Here is a 22,067-nt window from a genome sequence, read left to right on the forward strand (position 1 = left end):
GCCATGCGCCGCTGCGCCAGTGGATCGCGGATGATGCGAGCGCGGCTGGTGTGTCGTGCGGGATCGACAATGTCGTGATCACCAATGGCTCGCAGCAGGGGCTCGATTTCATCGCCAAGCTGCTGCTGTCGCCGGGTGACACCGCGATGGTCGAGATACCGAGCTTCATAGGCGCCCTGCGCGCCTTCGATGCCTATCAGCCACGCTATCTGGGCCTGCCAGAGGATTCCGCAGAATGGGATGCTGGGGCATTGGCGGGCGCCAAATTCTGCTATGTGGGGCCCGATTTTCGCAACCCGACCGGTACAACCATGTCGTTGGCGGATCGCGAAAAACTGCTCGATCTCGCCGACGCTACCGGCATGATTCTCGTCGAGGATGGCTGCTACGAGCAACTCCGCTACGAAGGGGAGCCGATACCTTCGCTCCTGACCCTGGCTATGCATCGTTATGGCGACATAGAGAAGGTGCCCGTCCTGCACACCGGCACTTTTTCCAAGACCATCGCTCCCTCGCTCCGTATCGGCTGGATCACGGGACCGCGCGATGCGATCCGCAAGCTCGTCCTGATCAAGCAGGCAAGCGATCTCGCGACCAGCGCTCTCAACCAGATGCTGTTGCTCGAAGTGATCCGGATGTCGCTCCACACCGCAATCGAGACGGGTTGCCAGGTCTATCGCGAACGGCTCCACAGGATGCTGGCCGCACTCGATCAGCATATGCCGGAGGGCGTTACGTGGACCCGCCCCGAGGGCGGCCTCTATGTCTGGGGCAGCCTGCCCGAGGGCGTAGACGCGGGCCGCTTCGCCGAACGGGCTCTGATGGAGCACAAGGTCTCGATCATTTCGGGCGCGGCCTTCTACCCCGCTAAGGCCGAGAATGTGCGGCCCGCGACCAATCGCTTCCGGCTGAGCTTCTCGATGATCCCGTCGGAGGCGGCGACCGAAGGCGTGCGGCGGCTCGGTCTGCTCGCGCGCGAGATGGTACCGATACTCGTCTGACGCCGACGCAAGGATTATAGTCAGCGCGGCCGCTGACTGTAATCTTCGCCGCGCCGACCACCGCGCAGCGCGCCGGGGCTGTTCTCGAAGAAGCTGTGATCGGCTGGGAGGTCGGTGACCCAATCGGTCAGCAGCACCCGGCGCGAAATGCGCCAGTCGCCGTCGATGCAGCGATAGTCGTCGATATAGCGGCCGGCGATCACGAGGTCGCGTGGCTCGCCATCGCTGCCGCGCGTGCCGTGCCACGCCTGGAAATAGCATTCGCCGCGCGCGCGATCGCCGTCGAGCTCGATGCGGACCTGTCCGAGCAGATGGTGGCTACCGTCCATCGAACCGAGAAACTCCTGGCAGAAGTCGACGAACGCATCGACCTTGCCGGCCATCAGGCCGCAGTCGATCTCCGCATTGTCGTGAAAGGCGCTCCGCTGCATGTCGCGGTCGAGGCGATCGAGCCCGCGCATGTAGCGCTGTACCGCGTCGCTGATGTCGCGCCGCGCCGCAAGATCGACGATCTCCTGTTGCAGTTTCTCGATGCTCAACTCAGCCACGCTCGATCCTCTCCTACTCTTTGATGGGTTCGATCCTTTCCGAAGGTCCCGATGTTTTGCCCTGTCATTAAAGATAGGGTCGGATGTGGCGTGATCGGCACACGTCGTGGGCAGTATTCCTTCGGTCTGCGCCAGTCGACGCCAGCGCGATTACCTATCGAAGATATCAGGTGATGCATAAAAGACACATTCGCCGGGCCTCTCCCGGAAGCTAGTTTTTTTGCGAGGCAGGGTGCCGTCGTTGCCCGCCTATTATGCGCAGCGAACGAAAACCGAATTACAGCACGGGGAGACGATGCGGTGATTTTCCGAACAACTCTGCTTGGCGCGTCCACGATGGCGCTCGCCTTCACTATGGCTGCGCCCGCAATGGCGCAGGATGCTTCCGCCCAGCCGGCTGCCTCCGAGTCCGTTGGTGGCCTTGAGGACATTGTCGTTACCGCGCGTAAGCGTCAGGAGAGCGTTCAGAGCGTTCCCGTCGCCGTCACCGCGATCAGCGGCGACCTCGTCCTCAAGCGCGACATCACCAGCATCGAGAAGATCGCAGCCGCGACCCCGAACCTGAATGTCGGCCGCGCGTCGAACGGCTCGGGTGCCCAGCTCACGCTGCGCGGCATCGGCTCGTCGTCCACCTCGATCGGCATCGAGCAGTCGGTCGCCGTCGTCGTCGACGGCGCCTATTACGGCCAGGGCCGCATCATCCAGGAGGGCTTCTTCGACCTTCAGCGGATCGAAGTCCTGAAGGGTCCGCAGGCTCTGTTCTTCGGCAAGAACGCCACCGCCGGCGTGATCAGCCTCGCGACCAACGATCCCGGCTCGGAGCGCGAGTTCATCGCGCGAGCCGGCTACGAGTTCCGCTCGCGTCAGTATCAGGGTGAGTTCATCGGTTCGGGTCCGCTGACCGACACGCTCGGCCTGCGCGTCGCGGTCCGCGCATCGACCATGGACGGCGGCTATTATCGCAACGTCTCGGTCAACCGGACCTACACCACGCTCGACATCCAGAATTTGCTCGCTGGCGGCGCCGGCAATCCGATCGGCCACCTCGCGACGCCGGCCGCCAGCCGCGCGCCGGGCGAGGACGAGATCCTCGGCCGCGTCACGCTGAAGTATGAGCCGACCGATCGTCTGACGATGACGCTGAAGGCCAGCTACGACCGCAACAGCGTCAACAACAGCTCGTGGAACTATGTCGCTTTCCGCTGCGGTCTGGGTTCGGGCATCAGCCAGCTCAGCGGCTATGCCTGCGACAACGACAAGTTCGTTACGCACCAGAACAACATGCCGGCCGACATCGCCGCCAACTTCCCTTATGCGAAGAAGGATGGCCAGCTCTACAACCGCTATGAGAGCTACGCGATCAACGGCAATGTGAACTACGAGCTCGACAATATCACGATCAGCTCGGTCACCAACTTCAACCGCAACAACAACCGCTGGACCTGCGCCTGCGACTTCCAGTCGAGCAACAACGCAACCTGGGCGACCGAGAATTCGACCTGGCGGTCCTTCTCGCAGGAGGTGCGCGCGCTCACCAGCTTCGACGCTCCGATCAACCTGATGGTCGGTGCGCTCTATCAGAAGACCCGCCGCAACTTCGGCCAGTGGGTGGCCTTTGCCGGCCTGCGCAACAGCGCGGCTTCGCCCGAGAACCAGTTTGTAGCAACGAGCAAGACCAGCTTCACCAAGGGTGAGACGACCGCGCTGTTCGGCCAGGTCACCTGGAAGATCGTCCCGACGGTCGAACTGGCCGGTGGTGTGCGTTACACGCATGAAACCAAGGACAGCTTCTTCACCCAGCCCTATAACAATCCGGGCGTGACGGGCATCTTCCGCGATCAGAACGATCCGGACGGCCTGGGTGTCGTGAACGCGAACCAGACTTTCAACAACTGGTCGCCGGAAGTCACCCTGACCTGGAAGCCTTCGCGCGAACTGCTGGTCTATGGTGCGTTCAAGACCGCCTACAAGTCGGGCGGCTTCTCGAACGGCGGCATCAACTCGAAATTCTCGACCAATCCGCTCGCCGACCTCACGTTCGATCCGGAGCGGGCACGGGGCTTCGAAGCCGGCATCAAGTCGACGCTGGCCGACAACCAGCTGCGCCTCAACCTGACCGCGTTCACCTACAAGTATCTCGACCTGCAGGTGGACTTCTTCAACTCGCCGATCTTCGCCTTCCAGACGCTGACCGCCGACGCGAAGACCCGCGGTATCGAAGCCGAGTTCGAATATGCGCCGCGCGCAGTTGCCGGTCTGAACGTGCACGGCTCGCTCAACTACACCAAGGCGACCTACACGAAGTTCCCGCTGGCGCCCTGCTATGCAGGCCAGACCCCGGCGCAGGGCTGCGCGGCGATCAGTGCGATCGACTCGCGTCAGAACCTGAACGGTGCCCCGCTCTCGGTCGCACCGCGCTGGACTGGCAATTTCGGCGTCGCCTATGACACCGATCTGAGCAGCACGCTCAAGCTCGGCACCAATGTCGATGTTCGCTACAGCGGCAGCTATCTGGCTTCGGGCTTCAACAACCCGCTGTCGCGCCAGAGCAAGTACGCCACGCTCGACGCCGGCGTGCGCGTCGGAGCATGGGACGACAATTGGGTCATCGCCCTCATCGGCAAGAACCTGACCAACCGTCTCTATGTCAGCGGCGTCGTCGACGGTCCGTCGACGGGCAGCGGCACCGGCACGGCGGCGGGCATCCCGGCCGACCAGCTGGGCTTCGCCAACCTCCCGCGCACGGTTCAGATCCAGCTGACCAAGCGCTTCTGATCTCGACCACAGACAAGAAAGCTCCCGGTCGCCAGCGCGGCCGGGAGCTTTTCTTTTGTCTGGACTTCGTCAATCGGTGGCGGCGGTGACCGCAATCTCCAGCGCGTAGAGCGGCGAAGCCAGCTTCACTTCCATCGTCGTGCGCGTGGGCGCACAGCCCGGCACGATCCAGCGATCCCAGACGGCATTAAGGTCCGGCAGGATGGCGAGATCGGACAGGAAGATCGACGCCGTGAGCAGCCGGCTGCGGTCGCTACCCGCCTCCTGCAGCAGGGCATCGATCCGCGACAGCACCTCCTCGACCTGGTCGGGAACGGCGCCGCCCCGATGGTCGATCGCGACCTGCCCCGACAGATAGACCACATCATTGTGGACCACGGCGCCGCTCATGCGCGGGTTGGTAGCTATTCGCTTGATGTCGGCCATCGGGTTTCTTTCCTCAGAAGGCGTAGCGGAGCGTCGCCCCGTACATACGCGGTTCGTTGTACATGCGCTGGTTGACGCCCAGGCTCGAATTGATCAGCGAGGCACCGCCGATCTTGAAGGTCGTGTTCGTCAAATTGGTGACGTACAGGCCCAGATCGAAGTTGCTGCCGAAAATCTCTCGCCAGTCGACGTTCAGGTCGATCGTCTGCGTGGCCCGCTCGCGGCTCTCCCCGTCGAAGACATTGGTGCCATTGGGCAGGGTGATGAACGGCACCAGCCCCAGGATGATCGAGCTCTTATAGGCCCAGTTCATCGAGCCCGAGATCTTGCCGAGGGACTCGTCGACCGGCACCGTCCACTGCGCGTTCACGTTCAGCTTGTGGCGGGGCGTGAAGGGGAAGATGCGGCCCGACTGGCGCGTCGGCGCGTTGGTCGCCGGATCACGCCGTGAATAGTCGAGGAAGGCGCCATATTTCGCCGAGGTATAGGCATAGGACATCAACACGCTGAAGTCCCGCGTAGGCGCCACCGTCACGTCGATTTCCGCGCCCTTGATCTTGGCGGAGGCGGCGTTGACCAGCGCGCTCACATTGGCGGTGCCGACGCCGAAGGTCTGGTTGATCTGCGCATCCTTCAGCCATTGATAATAGGCTGCGATGTTGGTCCGCAGGCTCCACTCTCCCAGCCGGAAATCCGACTTCAGGCCGAGTTCGACGTCGCGCAGCGTCTCCGGTTGGTAGCGGAAGAGCGAGATGGCATCGGGGATCGGCGGGGTGGCGAGCAGCGCCGGCGCCGCGAGCGGGTTGGTGCCGCCAGCCCGGTAACTCTGGCGATGGGAAATATAGACCATCGTGCCGGGCGATAGCTTGTAGTCGAAGCCGACCGTATAGGCGTCGCTGTTCGCCTTGGCGACGAAGTCCGCCCGGCATGGATCGGCCTGCGCCGGATTGGCGACGATCGTTCCGGTGACACCGGTCACGCAACGCCCGTTGGTGACCTGATAGAGGGTCAGCGCGCGGCGGTCGTGCGTCCAGCGATAGCCCGCGTTGAGCGTCAGCCCTTCGAGCGAGCCGCCGAAGCCATAGCTGAGGTTCGCGAAGATCGCGCGCGAGGTGTCATCGATATACTGGTTGGTATCGGTGACCGATCCGAACACCGATGTCTGATGCTGGTAGTTCGCATCGGGCGTGTCGAGATCGGCACCGAACAGACCCACGATATATTTCAAGCGGTCGCCGAAGGCCTGACCCTGCATCTGCAACTCGTCGCTGATCTGGCGGATGTTGAGGCCCCAGGGCGAGCCGGGATCGCGCGCGTTGCAGGTGGCCGGGGTGGAGCAGGTGTCGAAGTGCAGGATCGTCAGCGGCGATCCGTCGAAGTCGAAGCGGTTGACCTGCTTGAAGCGCCGATAGCCGAAGATGTTTTTCAGGATCAGCCCGTCGGCGATGTCGTAGCTGGTGATGTTGGAGACGCCCATCGAGCGCTTCTTGTCGATGCCGTCGACATTGCTGAAGGTCGTGCGCGGGCCGGCGGCATTTTGCCGGGCGAGGGCCTGCGACACCGCCCCCTGGAACAGCGTCGGGATCAGCGCGGCGGGATTGACCGCCGCCAGGATGTTCGAGCTGCCATTGGTGGTCGAGCGGAAAATGTCCGCGACAAGGATGTTGGACAGCCGGTCTGTCGGATCCCAGCCGATCGAGATGCGCCCGCTGACGAAATCGCGATCGTCCTGGCGCTTGCCCGTCGTCGCATTGCGGGTGAAGCCGTCGCGCTTGAGGCCCTTGCCCGCCACGCGGACGCGCAGCGTGTCGCTGATCGGCAGGTTCAGCGCTCCTTCGATGCCGCGATTGTCGTAATTGCCATATTCGGCCATCACATAGCCGCCCAGTTCGGTGCCCGGCTGGCGCGGCTCGAACAGCACGGCGCCGCCGGTCGAATTGCGGCCGAACAGCGTGCCCTGCGGGCCTTTCAGCACCTGGACATTCTGCAGGTCATAATAATAGCCGGGGCCGCCACCATCGCCGATCGGCAGCGGTACCTGCGCGAAATAGGCTGGTACCGTTACCTGCTGACCCGAGATCGAGGCGCCCGATCCGGACTGCCCGCGAATGACGTAATTTTCCTCGTCGCGGCTGCTCTGCGCGGAGGTGAGGGCGGGGACAATCTTCGACAGGTCGGTCGCATTCTGGATGCGTTGCTTTTCGAGGATCTCACCGGTGAAGGCCTGAACTGCGATCGGAATGTCCTGCAACGCCTCCTCGCGACGGCGTGCCGTGACGACGATGTCGGCGATCTGGCTGTCGTTCACGGCGGGCGTCGTGGCCGGCGGACCTGCTTGCTGGCCCATAGCGGCGGTGCCGGGAACAAGGTGCAAAGCGGCGATGCCGCACATCAGCATGTGCTGCCTGTTCATTTCCCTCTCCTCTTCGTGCGCGTGATCTTATTTTTGTCGGGGTGCGCAGACCCCCGTCACTCGTTCAGGCGCGGTGCGATCAGCCCTCCGTCGATCGGCACGGCGGCGCCGGACATATAAGAGGCGTCGTCGGACAGCAGGAAGGCGATTGCCTTGCCGAACTCCTCGAGCCGACCCACCCGGTCGAAATGCGACATCTTGTCGAGAAAGGCCTGTCGCTCGGGCGTCCGGCTGGGGTGGGGCGGGTTGCCCAGCACCACCGCGTTCACATTGACGCCGAAACGGGCGACTTCCTTCGACACCGAACTGACCAGCGCATGCAGCGCGAGCTTGCCCGAGGCATAGGCGCTGCCCGATTCCTGGCCGAGCACGGCCGATATCGAACTCACGCAGACGACCTTGCCATAGCCGCGCTCGACCATGCCGGGCAGCAGCGCGTGGAGCAGCATCGCCTGGGTGAAGAAGTTCATCTCGAATATCGCGCGGAAATGGGCGAAGTCGGACTTGGCGAACTCGGCCCACGGCGTCATCGGCGGCCCGCCACCGGCGTTGTTGGCGAGCAGGTCGACCTTGCCGTGTGCGGCATTCGCCGCCGCCGCGAGATCCGCGATGAACGCCGGCTCCATCACGCTGCCGAGATGGGTGGTGACATGCACGCCATGGCTGCGCAGGCGCTGGGCCGTCTCTTCCAGCCGCGCTTCGTCGACATCGTTGAGAGCAAGGGAGGCGCCGTCTTTGGCCAACTCCTCGGCGGTCGCGGCACCGATGCCGCGACCTGCTCCCGTGACCAGCCCGACCTTGCCCGCGAAGCGGCTCACGCGCTTTTCCTCGCGCGCGGATCGGAGAACATCGGATTGGCGGCGTTGTTGGTCCAGATCTGGTGCTTGGTGAAGCGCCAGCTTCCGGTCGCCTTGCTGAAGCTGAACAAATAGGTGCCTTCGTGCAGCCCGTGCTGCCACTCGTCATTTTCCTGGCCGACGAGCGCCATCTGGTAATGGCAGAGCGCCCAGGCCGACTGGTTGTCGTCGGAGACGCGCACGAGCTGCGTCCCGATCAGGTGGCGGATTTCGAGGCCGACGATCTTCGTCAGGTCGCGCGGCGGTGCGACGACGCCCTCGCGGCGGGGCAGGGCCGGCTTGGCATGCAGGCCGATGAGGTTGTCGCGACCCTTCACCGTCTCGTCGAGCGTGCCCTTCATCACCCGCTCGATATTCTCGTCATAGAGACGTTCGAGCACGTCCCAGCCGCGGCTGTCACAGGCGAAAGCATACTCGTTGATCATCTCCTGGATGCGGATCTTGTCGGTCAGATACTGGACCTTGTCCTCCAGGGTGGTGCGCTCGCGCTCGACGGCGGGGGCAAGCTCGCGCCAGCAGGCATAGGCGTCGTACAACATGTGGGGTTCTCCTCTGGGGTCGGTGAAGCGGACGGCGGCGCGATCAGATCGGCCCGCCGCTGCCGCCCGCGACATTGATCAGTTCGCCATTGATGAAGGCGCCGTCCTCGCTGCACAGGAAAGCGGCGGTGCCGGCGATCTCCTCCGGTTTGCCGAGCCGGCCGACGAGCGACAGCTTCGACATGAAGGCGATTTCCTGTTCGGAGCGGTTGCGCTTCATCAGCGGGGTCAGGATCGGGCCGGGTGCGATCACATTCGCGCGGATGCCTTGCGCGGCATGGTCGATCGCCAGCGACTTGGTCAGCGATATGACGCCTCCCTTGGCCGCGACATAGGCCGGATTGCGGCCCATGCCGCTGACGCCCGCGCCCGAGGCGATGTTGACGATCGATCCGCCGCCGTCCTGCGCGATGCGCGGGATCGCGGCCTTGCACATCAGGAAGGTCGAGGTGAGGTTGAGGCGGACCCAGAAGTCCCATTCCTCTTCGTCGAAATCCACCACGGTCTTGCCGGGGCGGCTGCCGCCGACGACGTTGATGAGGAGGTGGAGCCCGCCGAAGCGCTCGACCGCAAGCGCGACCGCAGCATTCGCATCGGCAAGGCTGGTGGCGTCGGATCGCTGGATAACGATGTTCGACCGGCCCTCGACGGTTTCGGCCAGGCCGGCTTCGTCGATGTCGGTCGCGATCACCTTCGCGCCGCGCTCCGCGAACAGCCGCGCCGTCGCCTGTCCGATGCCCGCGCCGGCCCCCGTGACGAGCGCGACCTTGCCTTGCAACTGCATAACCCCTCCCTGTCCGGAGGGCAGGCAGCACCGGGCTCCGGGGCGTCTGCCCCGCGATGCGTCTTCCTCTCCTCGTCATGTCGACTCTTTATTCGTTAAGGTGGCTATCTATTATAAAATAGACTGACAAGGCCTTATGCCCTGCGTTGCCGAACGGAGATCGCGATCCCGCCGATCAGGAGCGCGGCCGCCGCGACGAGGAACGCATTGTGAATGCCGATCGCCGCGCGCAGCGGCGTCATGATCAGCGGATTGATGAAGTCGGCGATGTAGAGGACGGTAAACTCCAGCCCGACGGCGCGCGCGCGGATCTCGGGTGGGACGCGGTTGAGCAATATGCCGCCGATATGGGGCGGGATCATGCCCCCGCCACCGCCCGACAGCACCGCGCCGATCGTCAACAGGGTCACGCTGCTCGAAAAACCGATGATGGCGAGGCCGGTCGCCATCATCAGGACCAGCATCAACTGCACCCCGCGCTCGCCGAACCAGGCGTAGAAGCGCCCATAGCAGCCGCCGAATACGCCACCGGCTAGGACGCCAGAGGCGATCACGACCGAACGGACGAGCGGGCTGTCGAAGCCATCCTCGGCCAGCAGGAAGGACAGCTGGATCGAGGTCATGAAATAGCCGACGAACAGGAACAGCGCGAGCGCATAGACCGGCCACAGCGTCACCAGCGGGCGGAGCGAGGCGCGCTCCTCGCGCGATGCCGTCCGGCCCACGCCTTTGGGCAGGCCGGTCACCGCCAGCGTCAGGACGACGAAGGCGATCGTGTAGAGAAGGAACGGCGTGCGCCATCCTCCAGCTTCGGCGAGAAGGCCCGACATCAGCAGGCCGCTGACCGCGAACACGCCTGCAACAGCGCTCTGATAGCCGAGCAGCCGCGCACGCGCGACGCCCTCGAACCAGCTGCCGACGATGACGCCGATCGCGGTGCCGATCTGCGCGACGCACAGTCCCAACAGGAAGCGGGCGACAAGGAGATAGGGCAGGCTGTCGATGAAATAGCCGCTGACCCCGAGCACACCATAGCCTGACAGCGCCGCGATCATGACCGGGCGAGGTCCCCAGCGCTCGACCGACAGGCCGCCCAGGATGCCGCCCAGGATCACGCCGATAGCCGGCATCGTCAGGATCATCTGCGCGGCGAAGGCGCCCTGGCTCTGTCCGCCGAAATGCTCGGCGATGGTCGGCAGGACGGGGCCGAGCGCGGCGAACATCAGCGCCATCAGCGGCGCACCGCCGAGCAGCGTGACGCGCGCGACACCGCCGCGCCAGCCCGACGGAATCCCTACAAAGGCGAGGCGATCCCCTGCCTGCATCTCCCGCTCTCCTCGTCCATCATTATTGCTATCTTAGATAGCTAAGGAGGCTGGCATATTTCGCGCATGCTGGGAAGCACCGCAATGCGACGGCTCAGAGCGCGAGCTTGGTGGTGAGTTTCACCTCTTCCAGCACCGCATAGGTTCGTGTCTCCCGCACGCCCGGCATGGCGGTGAGGATGTCGCCGAGGAAGGTGCGATAGGCCGACATGTTGGAGACGCGGACCTTGAGCAGATAGTCGAAGCCGCCTGCCACCATATGGCATTCCAGCACCTGGGGCACGCGACGGACATGCTCCGAGAAAGCGGTGAAGACGTCGTCGGTCGTACGGTCGAGCATCACCTCGATGAAGATCATCAGGCCCTGGTCGAGTTGCTCGGGATCGAGCAACGCGGTGTAGCCTGTGATCACCCCGCGCTCGCGCAGGCGCTTCACCCGGTCGAAGCAGGCGGCCGGCGACATGCCGCATATCTGCGCCAACGCCTGGTTCGTGATTCGACCATCGTCCTGCAGGACACGCAACAGGCGGCGGTCGGTCTCGTCGATCTGAACAAGCTTCGGATCAGGAGGGGACATTTTCGAATCTCTTCGCTTTGGATGGCCTTAATATGAAGCACATTCGGTGAAGAGGCGAATATCATAGAGATATATCGGCATATAGTGCCGTTCTGCGAGGATCGAATGGGTAATCAGCTTTCCAAATGGGATATCATCGACGGCGGCAAGTACCAGGATGAGGCCGACGTCGTCCGGTCGCTGCTCGACCGGCAGCCCTTCGATCCGGCACAATGCGCAGCGGTCGTGGCCGAGGCCGTCGCCCTGGTAGAAGGCGCGCGCGCGGCCACCAAGAAGCAGGGCGTCGTCGAGAGCTTTCTGCAGCAATTCTCGCTGGGCACCCGCGAGGGCCTGGCGCTCATGTGCCTCGCCGAGGCGCTGCTGCGCACCCCCGACGCCGACACCCGCGATCGCCTCATCGCCGAGAAGATCGGCGCGGCCGACTGGGCCAGCCATCTCGGCAAGTCGGACAGCCTGTTCGTCAATGCCTCGACCTGGGGGTTGATGCTGACCGGGCGCCTCGTCGACGTCGACGAGGAGGCGCGGCGCGATCTTGGCGGATTCCTCAAGCGCATGACCGCGCGGCTCGGCGAACCGGTGATCCGCCAGGCGGTCGGCGCCGCGGTGCGCATGATGGGCGAGCAGTTCGTGCTCGGGCGCACGATCGGCGACGCGCTGAATCGCGCGCGCAAGGAAGACTTTCTCTGCTCGTTCGACATGCTGGGCGAGGGCGCCCGCACGGCCGCCGATGCGGAGCGCTATGAGCGCATCTATGCCGACGCGATCGAAGCGGTCGGACAGGCGGCCAGCGGTGCCGGACCCGAGCTGGGCCATGGCGTGTCGGTCAAGCTGTCGGCGCTGTGCCCGCGTTACGAGGCGGTGCAGGAAGCGCGCGTCTGGGAGGAGCTCTATCCGCGCGTGAAGCGCCTTGCCCTGATCGCCGCACGCCACGACCTCAACTTCGCGATCGATGCCGAGGAAGCCGATCGCCTCGTCATCTCGCTGAAGATGATCGAAAAGCTGGTCAAGGAGCCGGACCTCGCCACTTGGCAGGGCCTGGGCGTCGTGGTGCAGGCCTATCAGAAGCGCGGCCTCGCGGTGATCGGCGCACTGCGCGATCTTGCCGAGAGTAGCGGGCGACGGATCATGGTGCGGCTCGTCAAGGGCGCCTATTGGGACAGCGAGATCAAGCGCGCGCAGGTCGCCGGCCGCCCCGACTATCCGGTTTTCACGACCAAGGCGGCGACCGACCTGTCCTATCTGGTCTGCGCGCAGGCGCTGATCGATGCCAGCCCGGCGCTCTATCCGCAGTTCGCGAGCCACAACGCGCATACGCTGGCGGCGGTGCGCCGCATGGCGGAGCAGGCCGGCGCGGTGATCGAGCATCAGCGCCTGCACGGCATGGGCGAGGCGCTCTACGACGCCGCCGAAGCTCGCTACGGCAAGCTGCGGCTGCGCGCCTATGCGCCTGTGGGAGGGCATGAGGAACTGCTGCCCTATCTGGTCCGCCGCCTGCTGGAAAATGGTGCGAATACGAGCTTCGTCCACGCACTGCTCGACGAGCAGGTGCCCGCCGATCTGGTCGTTGCCGACCCGATCGCTGCGGTCGCAGCGCAGCCCGATCGCCACCCCCGCATTCCTGTCCCCGCCGACATCTATGGCGCCGGCCGCGCCAACCCGCTGGGCCGCGACTATTCGCTGGTTGAAACGCGCAACACCGCCGAGCGGGCCACGGTGCTGACCGCCGGCGAGCGCGAGACGGCCGGGGCGATCGTCGAGGGGCGGCTGGTGGCGGCTGCGTCGGAGCCGGTCACCAGTCCGGCCGACCGCAGCCGGGTGATCGGCTATGTTTCGACCGCTACCCCGGCCGATGTCGACCGTGCGATCGAGGCAGCGCGCCGGGCGCAGCCGCGTTGGAACCGCTTGGGTGGCAATGGTCGCGCGCCGGTCCTGCGCGCCATGGCCGATGCGATGGAGGCCGAGATGGACAGTTTCATCGCGCTGCTGTCGCTCGAAGCCGGCAAGACATTGAACGACGGCGTGGCCGAGGTGCGCGAGGCGATCGACTTCTGCCGCTATTATGCGGAGCTGGCCGAACGCCAGTTCGGTGCGCCGACGATCCTGGCCGGGCCGGTGGGCGAAACCAACCAGCTCGAACTGGGCGGGCGCGGTGTTTTCGCCTGCATCAGCCCATGGAACTTTCCTCTCGCCATCTTCACCGGTCAGATCGCGGCGGCGCTGGCAGCGGGCAATGCGGTGCTCGCCAAGCCGGCCGAGCAGACGCCGCTGGTCGCGGCGCGCGCCGTGCGGCTGTTCCACAAGGCGGGCCTCGATCTGGCGCTGCTCGCGCTGCTGCCGGGCGATGGCGCAACGGTGGGCGGCGCGATCGTCAACCATCCCGGCATCGACGGCGTCGCCTTTACCGGCGGGACCGAAACCGCCTGGGCGATCAACCGCCAGCTGGCGGCGCGCAACGGCCCGATCATCCCCTTCATCGCGGAGACAGGCGGCCTCAACGGCATGTTCGTCGACACCACCGCGCTCAAGGAACAGGTGGTCGACGACGTGATCCTGTCGGCCTTCGGCTCGGCTGGGCAGCGCTGCTCGGCGCTGCGCCTGTTGTTCGTGCCGCACGACAGCGCGGACGAACTGATCGGCACCATCCGGGGCGCCATGGACGCGCTGGTCATCGGCGATCCGTCATCGCCGTCGACCGATGTGGGACCGGTTATCGATGCCGAGGCGCGGATGGCGCTGGAGGCGCATCGTGAGCGGCTGTCGCGCGAGGCGACGATCCTTCACGCCTGCGAGGCCCCCTCGGGCGGCGATTTCTTCGCGCCGCTGATGGCCGAGATTCCGAGCGCGGACTTTCTGGAGCGCGAGGTGTTCGGCCCGATCCTGCACGTCGTCCGCTATGATCCCGCCGAGCTCGCCAAGGTCGCAGGGCGTCTCGCTTCGCGCGGCTATGGCCTGACCCTGGGCATCCATAGCCGGATCGAGCGCTTCGCCGCCGAGGTCCGCGAGTTGGTGCCAGCGGGCAATGTCTATGTGAACCGCTCGATCATCGGCGCGGTGGTCGGCGTGCAGCCTTTCGGTGGCGAAGGCCTGTCGGGCACCGGGCCCAAGGCCGGCGGCCCGCACGCGCTGCTGCGTTATGCGACCGAGCGCGCGCTGTCGGTGAACATCACCGCGCAGGGCGGTGATCCGGCATTGCTCAACCTCTGACCCGAAGCCTGGTTCGCGGCGCGGGCGTTCCGCGTCGCGAACATCAGGAAGCGGCCAAGCAGGCTGCACTGGCAACTACCGACATTACGCATCCCATCACCCCTGTCGAAATCGGCCCTATCGAATCTGCCCGCCCTATTGCATGAGCAGGTGACGGGGCCATGACAGCGACGGATCGGATAGTGCGACGATGCTGACACTGCTGGGCGCCTTGCTGGGGGTGGTCTTCGGCAGCTTCATCGGCGTGATCGTCACCCGCTGGCCGCAGGGGCGGTCCGCAGCCGCCGGCCGCTCCTGCTGCGATCAGTGCGGCACGCCTTTGCGAGCGCCGGACCTGATACCGCTCGTCAGCTATATGGTGCGCCGGGGGCGGACCGCCTGCTGTGGCGGGCGAATCGCTCCTGTCCATGTCGTGGCGGAAGCAGGCGGGCTGGGCATAGGCCTGCTGTCGGTGCTGCTCACCGCCTCCCTGGTTCATGCGCTCTGCGCTGCGGTCATGGGCTGGCTCCTGCTGGCTCTCGCATTGCTCGACCTGCGTCACTTCTGGCTGCCCGACCGACTGGTTGCAGCCCTGGCCGTCGCGGCGGCATTGCCGCTCGCTGTGGGGCTCCCACCGTCGCTGGGCGATCGTCTGATCGGCGGCGTTGCCGCTTGGCTCGCCTTGATGGCGGTGCGCCTTGTCTACAAGCGCCTGCGCGGGCGCGAGGGCATGGGGGCAGGGGACGCCAAGCTCTTCGGCGCACTCGGGCTGTGGCTCGGCTGGCGCCTGCTGCCGATGCTGCTGCTGCTCGCCGCGATGGGCGGGCTGGTGGTCGCGCTGGCGATGGCCGTCACGCGCGGCAATGTCGACCGATCGAGCCGTCTTCCTTTCGGCCTGTTCCTGGCGCTTGCGGCCTGGCCGATCGAGGTGCTGCTACTGTCGGGGCTATGGCCGGCAGGCAACTGAAGCAGCGACCATCCCTCGGTTGAGCATCGCGTGAACGGCTTTACGATGGAGCCGACGTCTGTTCGGAGAGCCTTCATGTCTTACGCCCATTCTGCGCGCGCGACCTTCGCCCATATGCTGGGAACGCTCGATCACCTCGTCAGCAGGGCGATCGATACCGGCATGGCGGACGATGTGCTGGCGGAAAAGCTCACCGAAGACATGTTTCCGCTCGAACTGCAGTTCCGCATCGCCCTCAATCAGGTCCTGCTGGCGCTCAATCAGGTGGGAGGACAGACGGTCTCGCTGGAGGAAGCTGCTTACCATGGCTTGGCCGAGGTGCGCGATCGGATCGCAGCCGTGCGGTTGCTGATCGATCAACTCGACCCGGGCGACTGGGCCGAGGCGTACGCGGCTGTCGATCTCACGCTGCCCAACGGCGTCCGCTTCCTGATGTCGGCGGAGGAAGACATCCGGGACTGGATCATGCCCAATTTCTATTTTCATGTGACGATGGCCTATGCCCTGCTCCGCAAGGCGGGCCTTTCGATCAGCAAGATGGATTATCTGCGCCATATGGAGCGCCACAGGGTGCCGGCCGGGCAATAGGCCGAATTCGCTGCAACGGGGCGCTTGTCCTCCCTTTCAACTACGGGAGGTGCGGGGGACGGTGTCCAGATAGGCGACATAGCCGAGATGGTCCGACAGCATCGAGCCGTCGCGGTCGTGGCCGAACGGTATCGAGATCGCCTGCACCGTCACGCTGGCATCGGCGCCGGGGAAAGATTTGCCGGTCCTTGCCGCGCAGATGGGAGGCGACGGCGTCTTCAGTTCTCGCTCCTCAGAAGCCATTCGGAAGGGCGATGCAAAGCGACAATGCGTCCGCGACACCGCGCTGACCGCGCCATCGCGCGGGCGTCGTCCGAAAAGACTTCCTGAAGCAAGACGATATGCGGCTACCTCCCTGCAGCGCGCAGAACTCGCAAGCGGTTGGCGATGTGCAGCAGCGACGCGCGACGGTTGATCCGGGCAGGCCAGGGCAGGCCCTCGACCTTATAGGTCATGACCGACAGCGGCGCGGCGACCGGTTGCGACAGCGGATCGAACGCGTCCATGTCGCCGGCGATGCCCCGCGCCGCGGCGAGATTAAGACCGCATCCGAGCAGCGTAATGGCCATATGGCTCCGTCTCTGGGGGCATCCAGCGCGCGATCATGATGCGGCCTATGCCGTTCGGCAGTGGCGTCCACATTACCGACCGATGGCAGCTTTCTGGAGAATGGCGTCGCTTTGGTGACGCTGCGGGTGCCCAGCCGGGAGCGCTGGCCAGATCGCACGAAAATGGACCCAATCCTGCTTGCACAGAAGCCGGTCGCGCGAGACATCGGGGAGAAATGGGGGACGCTATGCGACGCAATGTCATCGGTTTTCTTGTCGGCACCATGTCGTTCGGGGCCATGGCCTCGGCCGAAACGGATCTCGCTGCCGCTTTCGGCGCGCGCGAGCAGATCCAGCAGATCAGCATGTCGCCCGACGGGACGCGGCTCGCTTATGTCGTGCCGACGAAAGGGCAGGGCTCGGCGCTGCTCACATTTGCACCAGGCATCGACGAGCAGCCGAAGGTCGCGCTTGTTTCCGATGGCGAAACGGACCGGCTGTCCGCTTGTCACTGGATCGCGAATACCAGGCTGGTCTGCGACCTCTGGGGTCTGACCCGTCCGGCCGAACTGGCCAACTACGGGATTATCGAGTTCAGTCGTGTCGTCGCGGTCGACATGGACGGCAGCAATCCCAAGATGCTGAGCAAGTCCACGGGCGCCTATGCGCGCGGCTACAATCTCAACGGCGGCGCTGTCATCGACTGGCTTCCGGAAGACGACGGGGCTGTGTTGATGACGCGGAACCAGTTGGCGGAGGACCGTATCGGCTGGCGTCTGGGCAGCAGCGAGGCGGGCATAGTCGTCGACCGGGTCGACAGCCGCACGCTGGCAAGCAGCCGGATCGAACGAGTCGAGGAGAATATCAGCAGCTACCTGACCGACGGCCATGGCAATGTCCGTGTGAAGGGGATCGAACTGATCGAGGGCAATCGCAACTCGGGCGCGATCCGCTATTATTACCGCTTGGCCGACAGCAAGAAGTGGGAGCAACTCTCCACCTATAACTATATGAGCGAAACGGGTTTCCACCCCGTGGCGGTGGATCACGAACGCAATGCGGTCTATGGTTTCGACAAGGAAGAGGGGCGGCTCGCCCTGTATCGCATGGCGCTCGATGGCAGCGGCACCCGCGAGCTTCTTCTCGCCCGCCCCGATGTCGACGTCGATGGCTTGATCCGGATCGGCCGCCGTAACCGGGTGATCGGTGCGAGCTATGCCACCGAGGTGCGGAAGTCGGTCTATTTCGACGACAGGATCGCCAAGCTGCGCGACTCGCTCGCCAAGGCGCTGCCCGAGCAGCCGATGGTGTCCATCGTCGATTCGAGCGTCGATGAGAACAAGTTGCTGATCCGCGCGGGGAGCGACAAGGATCCGGGCGTCTATTATATTCTCGACCGGGCGACCAAGCAGATGGCGACCTTTCAGCCGGTTCGCCCGCAGCTCGAAGGTGTAAAGCTGGCCGAGATGCGCCCGGTGAGTTTTCCGGCCGCCGACGGGACGATGATCCCGGGATATCTGACGCTGCCGCCTGGAAGCACAGGCAAGAATTTGCCTGCGATCGTCATGCCGCATGGAGGCCCCGGCGCGCGGGACGAGTGGGGCTTCGACTGGATGGTCCAATATTATGCTGCGCGGGGCTATGCCGTGCTCCAGCCCAATTTTCGCGGCTCGACCGGTTATGGCGACGACTGGTTCCAGAAAAACGGTTTCCAGTCATGGTCGACTGCGATCGGCGACGTCGCCGATGCGGGGCGTTGGTTGATCAAACAAGGCATCGCCGCGCCGTCCAAGCTGAGCATCGTCGGCTGGTCTTATGGCGGATATGCCGCGCTCCAGTCGGCGGTCGTCGATCCGAGCTTGTTCAAGGCGGTGGTGGCGATTGCCCCTGTCACCGATCTGCCGGCGCTCAAGGAAGATGGTCGCTGGTGGTCGACCTATCGACTCAATGCCAGCTTCATCGGCGACGGACCGCAGGCGATCCAGGGCTCGCCCGCCCGTCGCGCAGCCAGCATCAAGGCGCCGGTGCTGATGTACCATGGCACCATGGATCGCAACGTCGACATCGAACAGTCGCGGCTGATGGACAAGGCGTTGAAGGCGGTGGGAAGGGACAGCCGGTTGGTCGTGTTCGAGAATCGCGACCATTATATTGAGGATAATGCGATGCGCGCGCAGATGTTGCGGGAGAGCGATGCCTTCATGCGTCAGGCGATGGGCCTGTAGACGGGAAGGTCGTGCCAGCGCCGCTCAGGCGATGCTGGGGTGATCGTGGCTCAGATAATCGAACAGCCCCCGGATCTGGCCTTGCGAGTAGCCGGCACGATGCATTTCGGCGATGTCGGCTTCCTGCACGCGATCTGCATGATGGCGCGCGAGCGAGGCAAAGCGGCGCAGCGTCTCGAGGCGCTGGTCGGCAAGTGGGCGGGGCAGCCGGATTCCGGCAGCCCATTCCACGAACCGGCCAAGCCGGCTGCCGGCGTCGATCTCCCGGGTTGCGTCGATCCGCTCGGCAAGCGCGATCACGCGCAGTTCGATTGGCGTGAATCGCACAGCGTCATCCGCTGTCGGGTCCCTCGTCTGTCCGTCGAGAAAGGTGAAACCGACATAGGCCATGGTGATGCTCCCTACCGATGTGACTGATCGGTACGACGCTGGTACCGATCGGTTACATCATGGTCAAGCGGCTTGGTGGACCATCGCAGTAGAAAATCTTTGTGGTCCCATGCCCGGGGGCACGGTGAGCCGGCTTGCGAGCCATGCAGCGCGAATTGCACCTGTTACAGTTCGATGACATCCTTGCCTTCGATCTGTGGCGAGCGCCCGGACTATCGGGGTGCCTGTTGTAACATTCGTGTAACAGGCGGTCAGTAAGCGGGCTCCAACCCGGCATCGGCCGGGATTGGAGACTCAAGGAATGTTCAGGAATTTCGCCGCTGTGCTGGGCGCGACGGTCATCTTCGGCAGCATGTCGTCCGTGGCGGCCGCCGCCGCGATTTCGGGTGCGGGCGCGACCTTCCCGGCGCCGATCTACGCCAAGTGGGCCGAGAGCTACAAGGCGAGCACCGGCATCGGCCTGAACTATCAGGCGATCGGTTCGGGCGGCGGGATCAAGCAGATCAAGGCCCGCACGGTCGATTTCGGTGCGTCCGACAAGCCGCTGAAGCCCGAAGAACTTGCGGCCGCCGGCCTGTACCAGTTTCCGACGATCATGGGCGGTGTCGTCCCCGTGGTGAATCTCCCCGGCGTTCAGCCGGGGCAACTGAAGCTGTCGGGCGCACTGCTCGCCGACATCTTCATGGGCCGCATCCTGAAGTGGAACGATCCGCGCATCGCTGCCCTGAACAAGGGCGTGAAGCTGCCGCCACTGCCGATCACCGTCGTCCATCGCTCCGATGGGTCGGGCACCTCCTTCCTCTTCACCACCTATCTCGCGATGAAGAGCCCGACCTGGGCCTCGAAGGTCGGTGCGAGCGACGCGGTCTCCTGGCCGACCGGGATCGGCGGCAAGGGCAATGACGGCGTGTCGGCCTTCGTCAAGCAGACCATGGGTTCGATCGGCTATGTCGAATATGCCTATGCCAAGCAGAACAAGGCGACCTTCGTCCTGTTGCAGAACAAGGCAGGCAAATTCGTAGCGCCCGCCGCCGCGAACTTCGCAGCGGCTGCGGCCGGCGCGAACTGGCCGGCAGCACCGGGCAATTATGTCCTGTTGCTCGATCAGCCGGGAGCGTCGAGCTGGCCGATCACCGGCGCGAGCTTCATCCTCGTCTACCGCAGCCAGGCGAACGCCGCGACCGGCGCCAGCGTGCTCAAATTCTTCGACTGGGCGTACAAGTCTGGGGATGCGACGGCGGCCCAACTGGACTATGTGCCGCTGCCGGCGCCAGTGAAGGCGCTCGTCCGCAAGCAATGGCTTGCCAACGTCAAGGCGGGCGGTAAGCCGGTCTACGTAGCACGCTGATCGGAACGTCAACCCGAGAAGGCAAAGGGGGCAGGCGAGGCGCGTTTCATCCTCGCCGCTTTACGGGAACAGGATCATGGCCAGCGCCGTAACTGACACTGCCCGCTTCGGACCATCGCGTTCGACGGGCGAGGCCATTTTCCAGGCCGCGTGCCTGGGCGCGGCGACGATGCTGCTCGTCACGCTGGGCGGGGTCGTGATCAGCCTCGCCATCGGCGGCTGGCCGGCCTTTGCCGAGTTCGGACTGGGATTCCTGACCTCGAGCGAGTGGAACCCCGTCACCGAAGTCTATGGCGCGGCCGGCCCCATCGTCGGTACGCTGGTCACCGCCTTTCTCGCCCTTGTCATGGCGCTGCCACTGGCGCTGGGCGTCGCCATATTCCTCGTCGAATTCTGCCCCCGCGCCATTGCACAGCCGGTCGCCATTGCGGTCGAACTGCTCGCCGGTATCCCCTCGATCGTCTATGGCATGTGGGGCCTGTTCGTGCTCGCGCCCTGGTTTGCCGAGCATGTTCAACTGCCGCTGATCATGGAGGCCGAGCCCGGCTCGTGGCAGGAGACCCTGTTCTCGGGCATTCCCAACGGCGCCAATATCTTCACCGCCTCGGTCATCCTGGCGATCATGATCCTGCCCTATATGGCGGCGGTCTTCCGCGAGCTGTTCATGACCGTGCCGGCGCAGCTGCGCGAGGCTGCCTATGGTTTGGGCTGCACTCCCTTCGAGGTAGTCCGCTCGGTGATCATTCCCTATGTGCGGCGCGGAGTCGTCGGCGTGATCATGCTTGGCCTGGGTCGCGCGCTCGGCGAGACGATGGCGGTCACCTTCATCATCGGTAATGCGCACGGCTTTCCCGACTCGATCTTCGCCTCGGGTTCGACCATCGCCTCGACGATCGCCAACGAGTTCGCCGAAGCCACCAGCGACATGCACAGCGCGGCGCTCGTCGCGCTCGGCCTGGTGCTTTTCTTCATCACCTTCGGCGTCCTCGCCATCGCCCGGGCTCTGCTCGGCGGCCAAAAATATTGAGGCCCTCGCCATGGATCGCGCCCTCTATCGCCGTCTCTCCAACTATCTGTTCGTCGGGCTCACGGCGATCGCGACGCTGATCGCGCTCACCGCGCTCGTGCTGATCCTGTGGTCGCTGCTGACCAAGGGGCTGGGCGGCATCGATGCCAAGATCTTCACCATGACCCAGCCGGCGCCGGGCTCGGAAGGTGGCCTGTCCAACGCGATCATGGGTTCGATCATGATGTGCGGCATGGGCCTGCTGATCGCAGTGATCATCGGCGTGCTGGCCGGTACCTGGCTGTCGGAATATGGCGGCAGCTCGCCATATGGTGCCGCCGTCCGCTTCCTCAACGACGTGCTGCTGTCGGCACCTTCGATCCTGATCGGTCTGTTCGTCTATGAGATCATGGTCCGCCCCTTCCAGGGCTTCTCGGCCATTGCGGGCGCCGTCGCTATCGCGATCATCGCGATGCCGATCGTGACCCGGACGACCGAGGACATATTGAGCCTGCAGCCGAGCGCGCTGCGCGAGGCGGGCATGGCGCTCGGCGCGAGCCGTGCCTT

At 64.7% G+C, this 22,067-nt stretch carries 20 protein-coding genes; 9 read left to right on the plus strand and 11 right to left on the minus strand.

Annotation, left to right across the window (positions count from 1 at the left end; all coding sequences use genetic code 11):
* Positions 1-1,001: PLP-dependent aminotransferase family protein (locus KAY22_RS11070; protein ID WP_296623310.1), on the plus strand; the 1,001-nt coding region annotated here is incomplete at its 5' end.
* Positions 1,002-1,021: 20 nt separating this feature from the next.
* On the opposite strand, the gene KAY22_RS11075 is transcribed toward KAY22_RS11070, so the two are convergent.
* Positions 1,022-1,549, minus strand: coding sequence for a nuclear transport factor 2 family protein (locus tag KAY22_RS11075; RefSeq protein WP_296623312.1), 528 nt, complete (start codon positions 1,547-1,549; stop codon positions 1,022-1,024).
* 336 nt (positions 1,550-1,885) lie between these two features.
* Here KAY22_RS11075 and KAY22_RS11080 point away from each other — a divergent pair, with 336 nt between their 5' ends.
* Positions 1,886-4,324: a TonB-dependent receptor gene (locus KAY22_RS11080; RefSeq protein ID WP_296623316.1), complete on the plus strand. Its 2,439-nt coding sequence runs from the start codon at positions 1,886-1,888 to the stop codon at positions 4,322-4,324.
* Positions 4,325-4,393: 69 nt separating this feature from the next.
* Here KAY22_RS11080 and KAY22_RS11085 read toward each other — a convergent pair whose 3' ends face one another.
* The 7 genes from KAY22_RS11085 to KAY22_RS11115 form a co-directional block, all read right to left on the minus strand.
* The gene (locus tag KAY22_RS11085) at positions 4,394-4,750 is read right to left on the minus strand and encodes a RidA family protein (RefSeq protein ID WP_296623317.1); all 357 of its coding nucleotides are present in this window, start codon (positions 4,748-4,750) and stop codon (positions 4,394-4,396) included.
* 13 nt (positions 4,751-4,763) lie between these two features.
* Complete coding sequence (locus KAY22_RS11090) at positions 4,764-7,163, minus strand: TonB-dependent receptor (RefSeq protein ID WP_296623318.1); 2,400 nt, start codon at positions 7,161-7,163, stop codon at positions 4,764-4,766.
* 56 nt (positions 7,164-7,219) lie between these two features.
* Positions 7,220-7,981, minus strand: a complete 762-nt coding sequence (locus KAY22_RS11095; protein ID WP_296623320.1) for an SDR family oxidoreductase — start codon at positions 7,979-7,981, stop codon at positions 7,220-7,222.
* On the minus strand, positions 7,978-8,559 hold the full coding sequence (locus KAY22_RS11100) for a nuclear transport factor 2 family protein (RefSeq protein WP_296623322.1): 582 nt from the start codon (positions 8,557-8,559) through the stop codon (positions 7,978-7,980). The genes KAY22_RS11095 and KAY22_RS11100 overlap by 4 nt, the downstream gene beginning before the upstream one ends.
* Positions 8,560-8,602: 43 nt before the next feature.
* Positions 8,603-9,343, minus strand: a complete 741-nt coding sequence (locus KAY22_RS11105) for an SDR family oxidoreductase (protein ID WP_296623323.1) — start codon at positions 9,341-9,343, stop codon at positions 8,603-8,605.
* A gap of 134 nt (positions 9,344-9,477) precedes the next feature.
* The gene (locus KAY22_RS11110; RefSeq protein WP_296623325.1) at positions 9,478-10,668 is read right to left on the minus strand and encodes an MFS transporter; all 1,191 of its coding nucleotides are present in this window, start codon (positions 10,666-10,668) and stop codon (positions 9,478-9,480) included.
* Between the two features lie 94 nt (positions 10,669-10,762).
* Positions 10,763-11,245 (minus strand): Lrp/AsnC ligand binding domain-containing protein, encoded by a 483-nt coding sequence (locus tag KAY22_RS11115; RefSeq protein ID WP_296623326.1) that lies wholly within the window; start codon positions 11,243-11,245, stop codon positions 10,763-10,765.
* Between the two features lie 105 nt (positions 11,246-11,350).
* Between KAY22_RS11115 and putA the strand changes: the two genes are divergently transcribed.
* The 3 genes from putA to KAY22_RS11130 all read left to right on the plus strand — a co-directional run bounded on the left by putA (position 11,351) and on the right by KAY22_RS11130 (position 15,983).
* Entirely contained in the window at positions 11,351-14,449 is a 3,099-nt protein-coding gene (putA, locus tag KAY22_RS11120; protein WP_296623328.1) for a bifunctional proline dehydrogenase/L-glutamate gamma-semialdehyde dehydrogenase PutA, read from the plus strand.
* 190 nt (positions 14,450-14,639) lie between these two features.
* Positions 14,640-15,395: an A24 family peptidase gene (locus KAY22_RS11125; RefSeq protein WP_296623330.1), complete on the plus strand. Its 756-nt coding sequence runs from the start codon at positions 14,640-14,642 to the stop codon at positions 15,393-15,395.
* Between the two features lie 75 nt (positions 15,396-15,470).
* A complete protein-coding gene (locus KAY22_RS11130; protein WP_296623333.1) occupies positions 15,471-15,983 on the plus strand; it encodes a DUF1993 family protein in 513 nt (170 codons plus the stop codon).
* 36 nt (positions 15,984-16,019) lie between these two features.
* Here the strand turns inward: KAY22_RS11130 and KAY22_RS11135 are convergent, their stop codons facing one another.
* Positions 16,020-16,226, minus strand: coding sequence for a hypothetical protein (locus KAY22_RS11135; protein ID WP_296623334.1), 207 nt, complete (start codon positions 16,224-16,226; stop codon positions 16,020-16,022).
* Between the two features lie 104 nt (positions 16,227-16,330).
* Positions 16,331-16,552: a hypothetical protein gene (locus KAY22_RS11140; protein WP_296623336.1), complete on the minus strand. Its 222-nt coding sequence runs from the start codon at positions 16,550-16,552 to the stop codon at positions 16,331-16,333.
* Positions 16,553-16,779: 227 nt separating this feature from the next.
* Here KAY22_RS11140 and KAY22_RS11145 point away from each other — a divergent pair, with 227 nt between their 5' ends.
* Positions 16,780-18,756, plus strand: coding sequence for a S9 family peptidase (locus KAY22_RS11145; RefSeq protein ID WP_296623338.1), 1,977 nt, complete (start codon positions 16,780-16,782; stop codon positions 18,754-18,756).
* A gap of 24 nt (positions 18,757-18,780) precedes the next feature.
* Here the strand turns inward: KAY22_RS11145 and KAY22_RS11150 are convergent, their stop codons facing one another.
* Positions 18,781-19,146 (minus strand): hypothetical protein, encoded by a 366-nt coding sequence (locus KAY22_RS11150; protein WP_296623340.1) that lies wholly within the window; start codon positions 19,144-19,146, stop codon positions 18,781-18,783.
* A gap of 301 nt (positions 19,147-19,447) precedes the next feature.
* Here KAY22_RS11150 and pstS point away from each other — a divergent pair, with 301 nt between their 5' ends.
* The 3 genes from pstS to KAY22_RS11165 all read left to right on the plus strand — a co-directional run.
* Positions 19,448-20,494 carry a phosphate ABC transporter substrate-binding protein PstS gene (gene pstS, locus KAY22_RS11155; protein ID WP_296623342.1) on the plus strand — a complete coding sequence of 349 codons (1,047 nt, stop codon included), beginning with the start codon at positions 19,448-19,450 and terminating at the stop codon, positions 20,492-20,494.
* A gap of 76 nt (positions 20,495-20,570) precedes the next feature.
* The gene (gene pstC, locus KAY22_RS11160) at positions 20,571-21,521 is read left to right on the plus strand and encodes a phosphate ABC transporter permease subunit PstC (RefSeq protein ID WP_296623344.1); all 951 of its coding nucleotides are present in this window, start codon (positions 20,571-20,573) and stop codon (positions 21,519-21,521) included.
* Positions 21,522-21,531: 10 nt separating this feature from the next.
* Positions 21,532-22,067, plus strand: a 536-nt coding sequence (locus KAY22_RS11165; RefSeq protein WP_296623345.1) for an ABC transporter permease subunit, incomplete at its 3' end; no start/stop codon positions are given.

It is taken from the genome of Rhizorhabdus sp. (assembly GCF_018006725.1).
In the GTDB taxonomy this organism is placed as follows: domain Bacteria; phylum Pseudomonadota; class Alphaproteobacteria; order Sphingomonadales; family Sphingomonadaceae; genus Rhizorhabdus.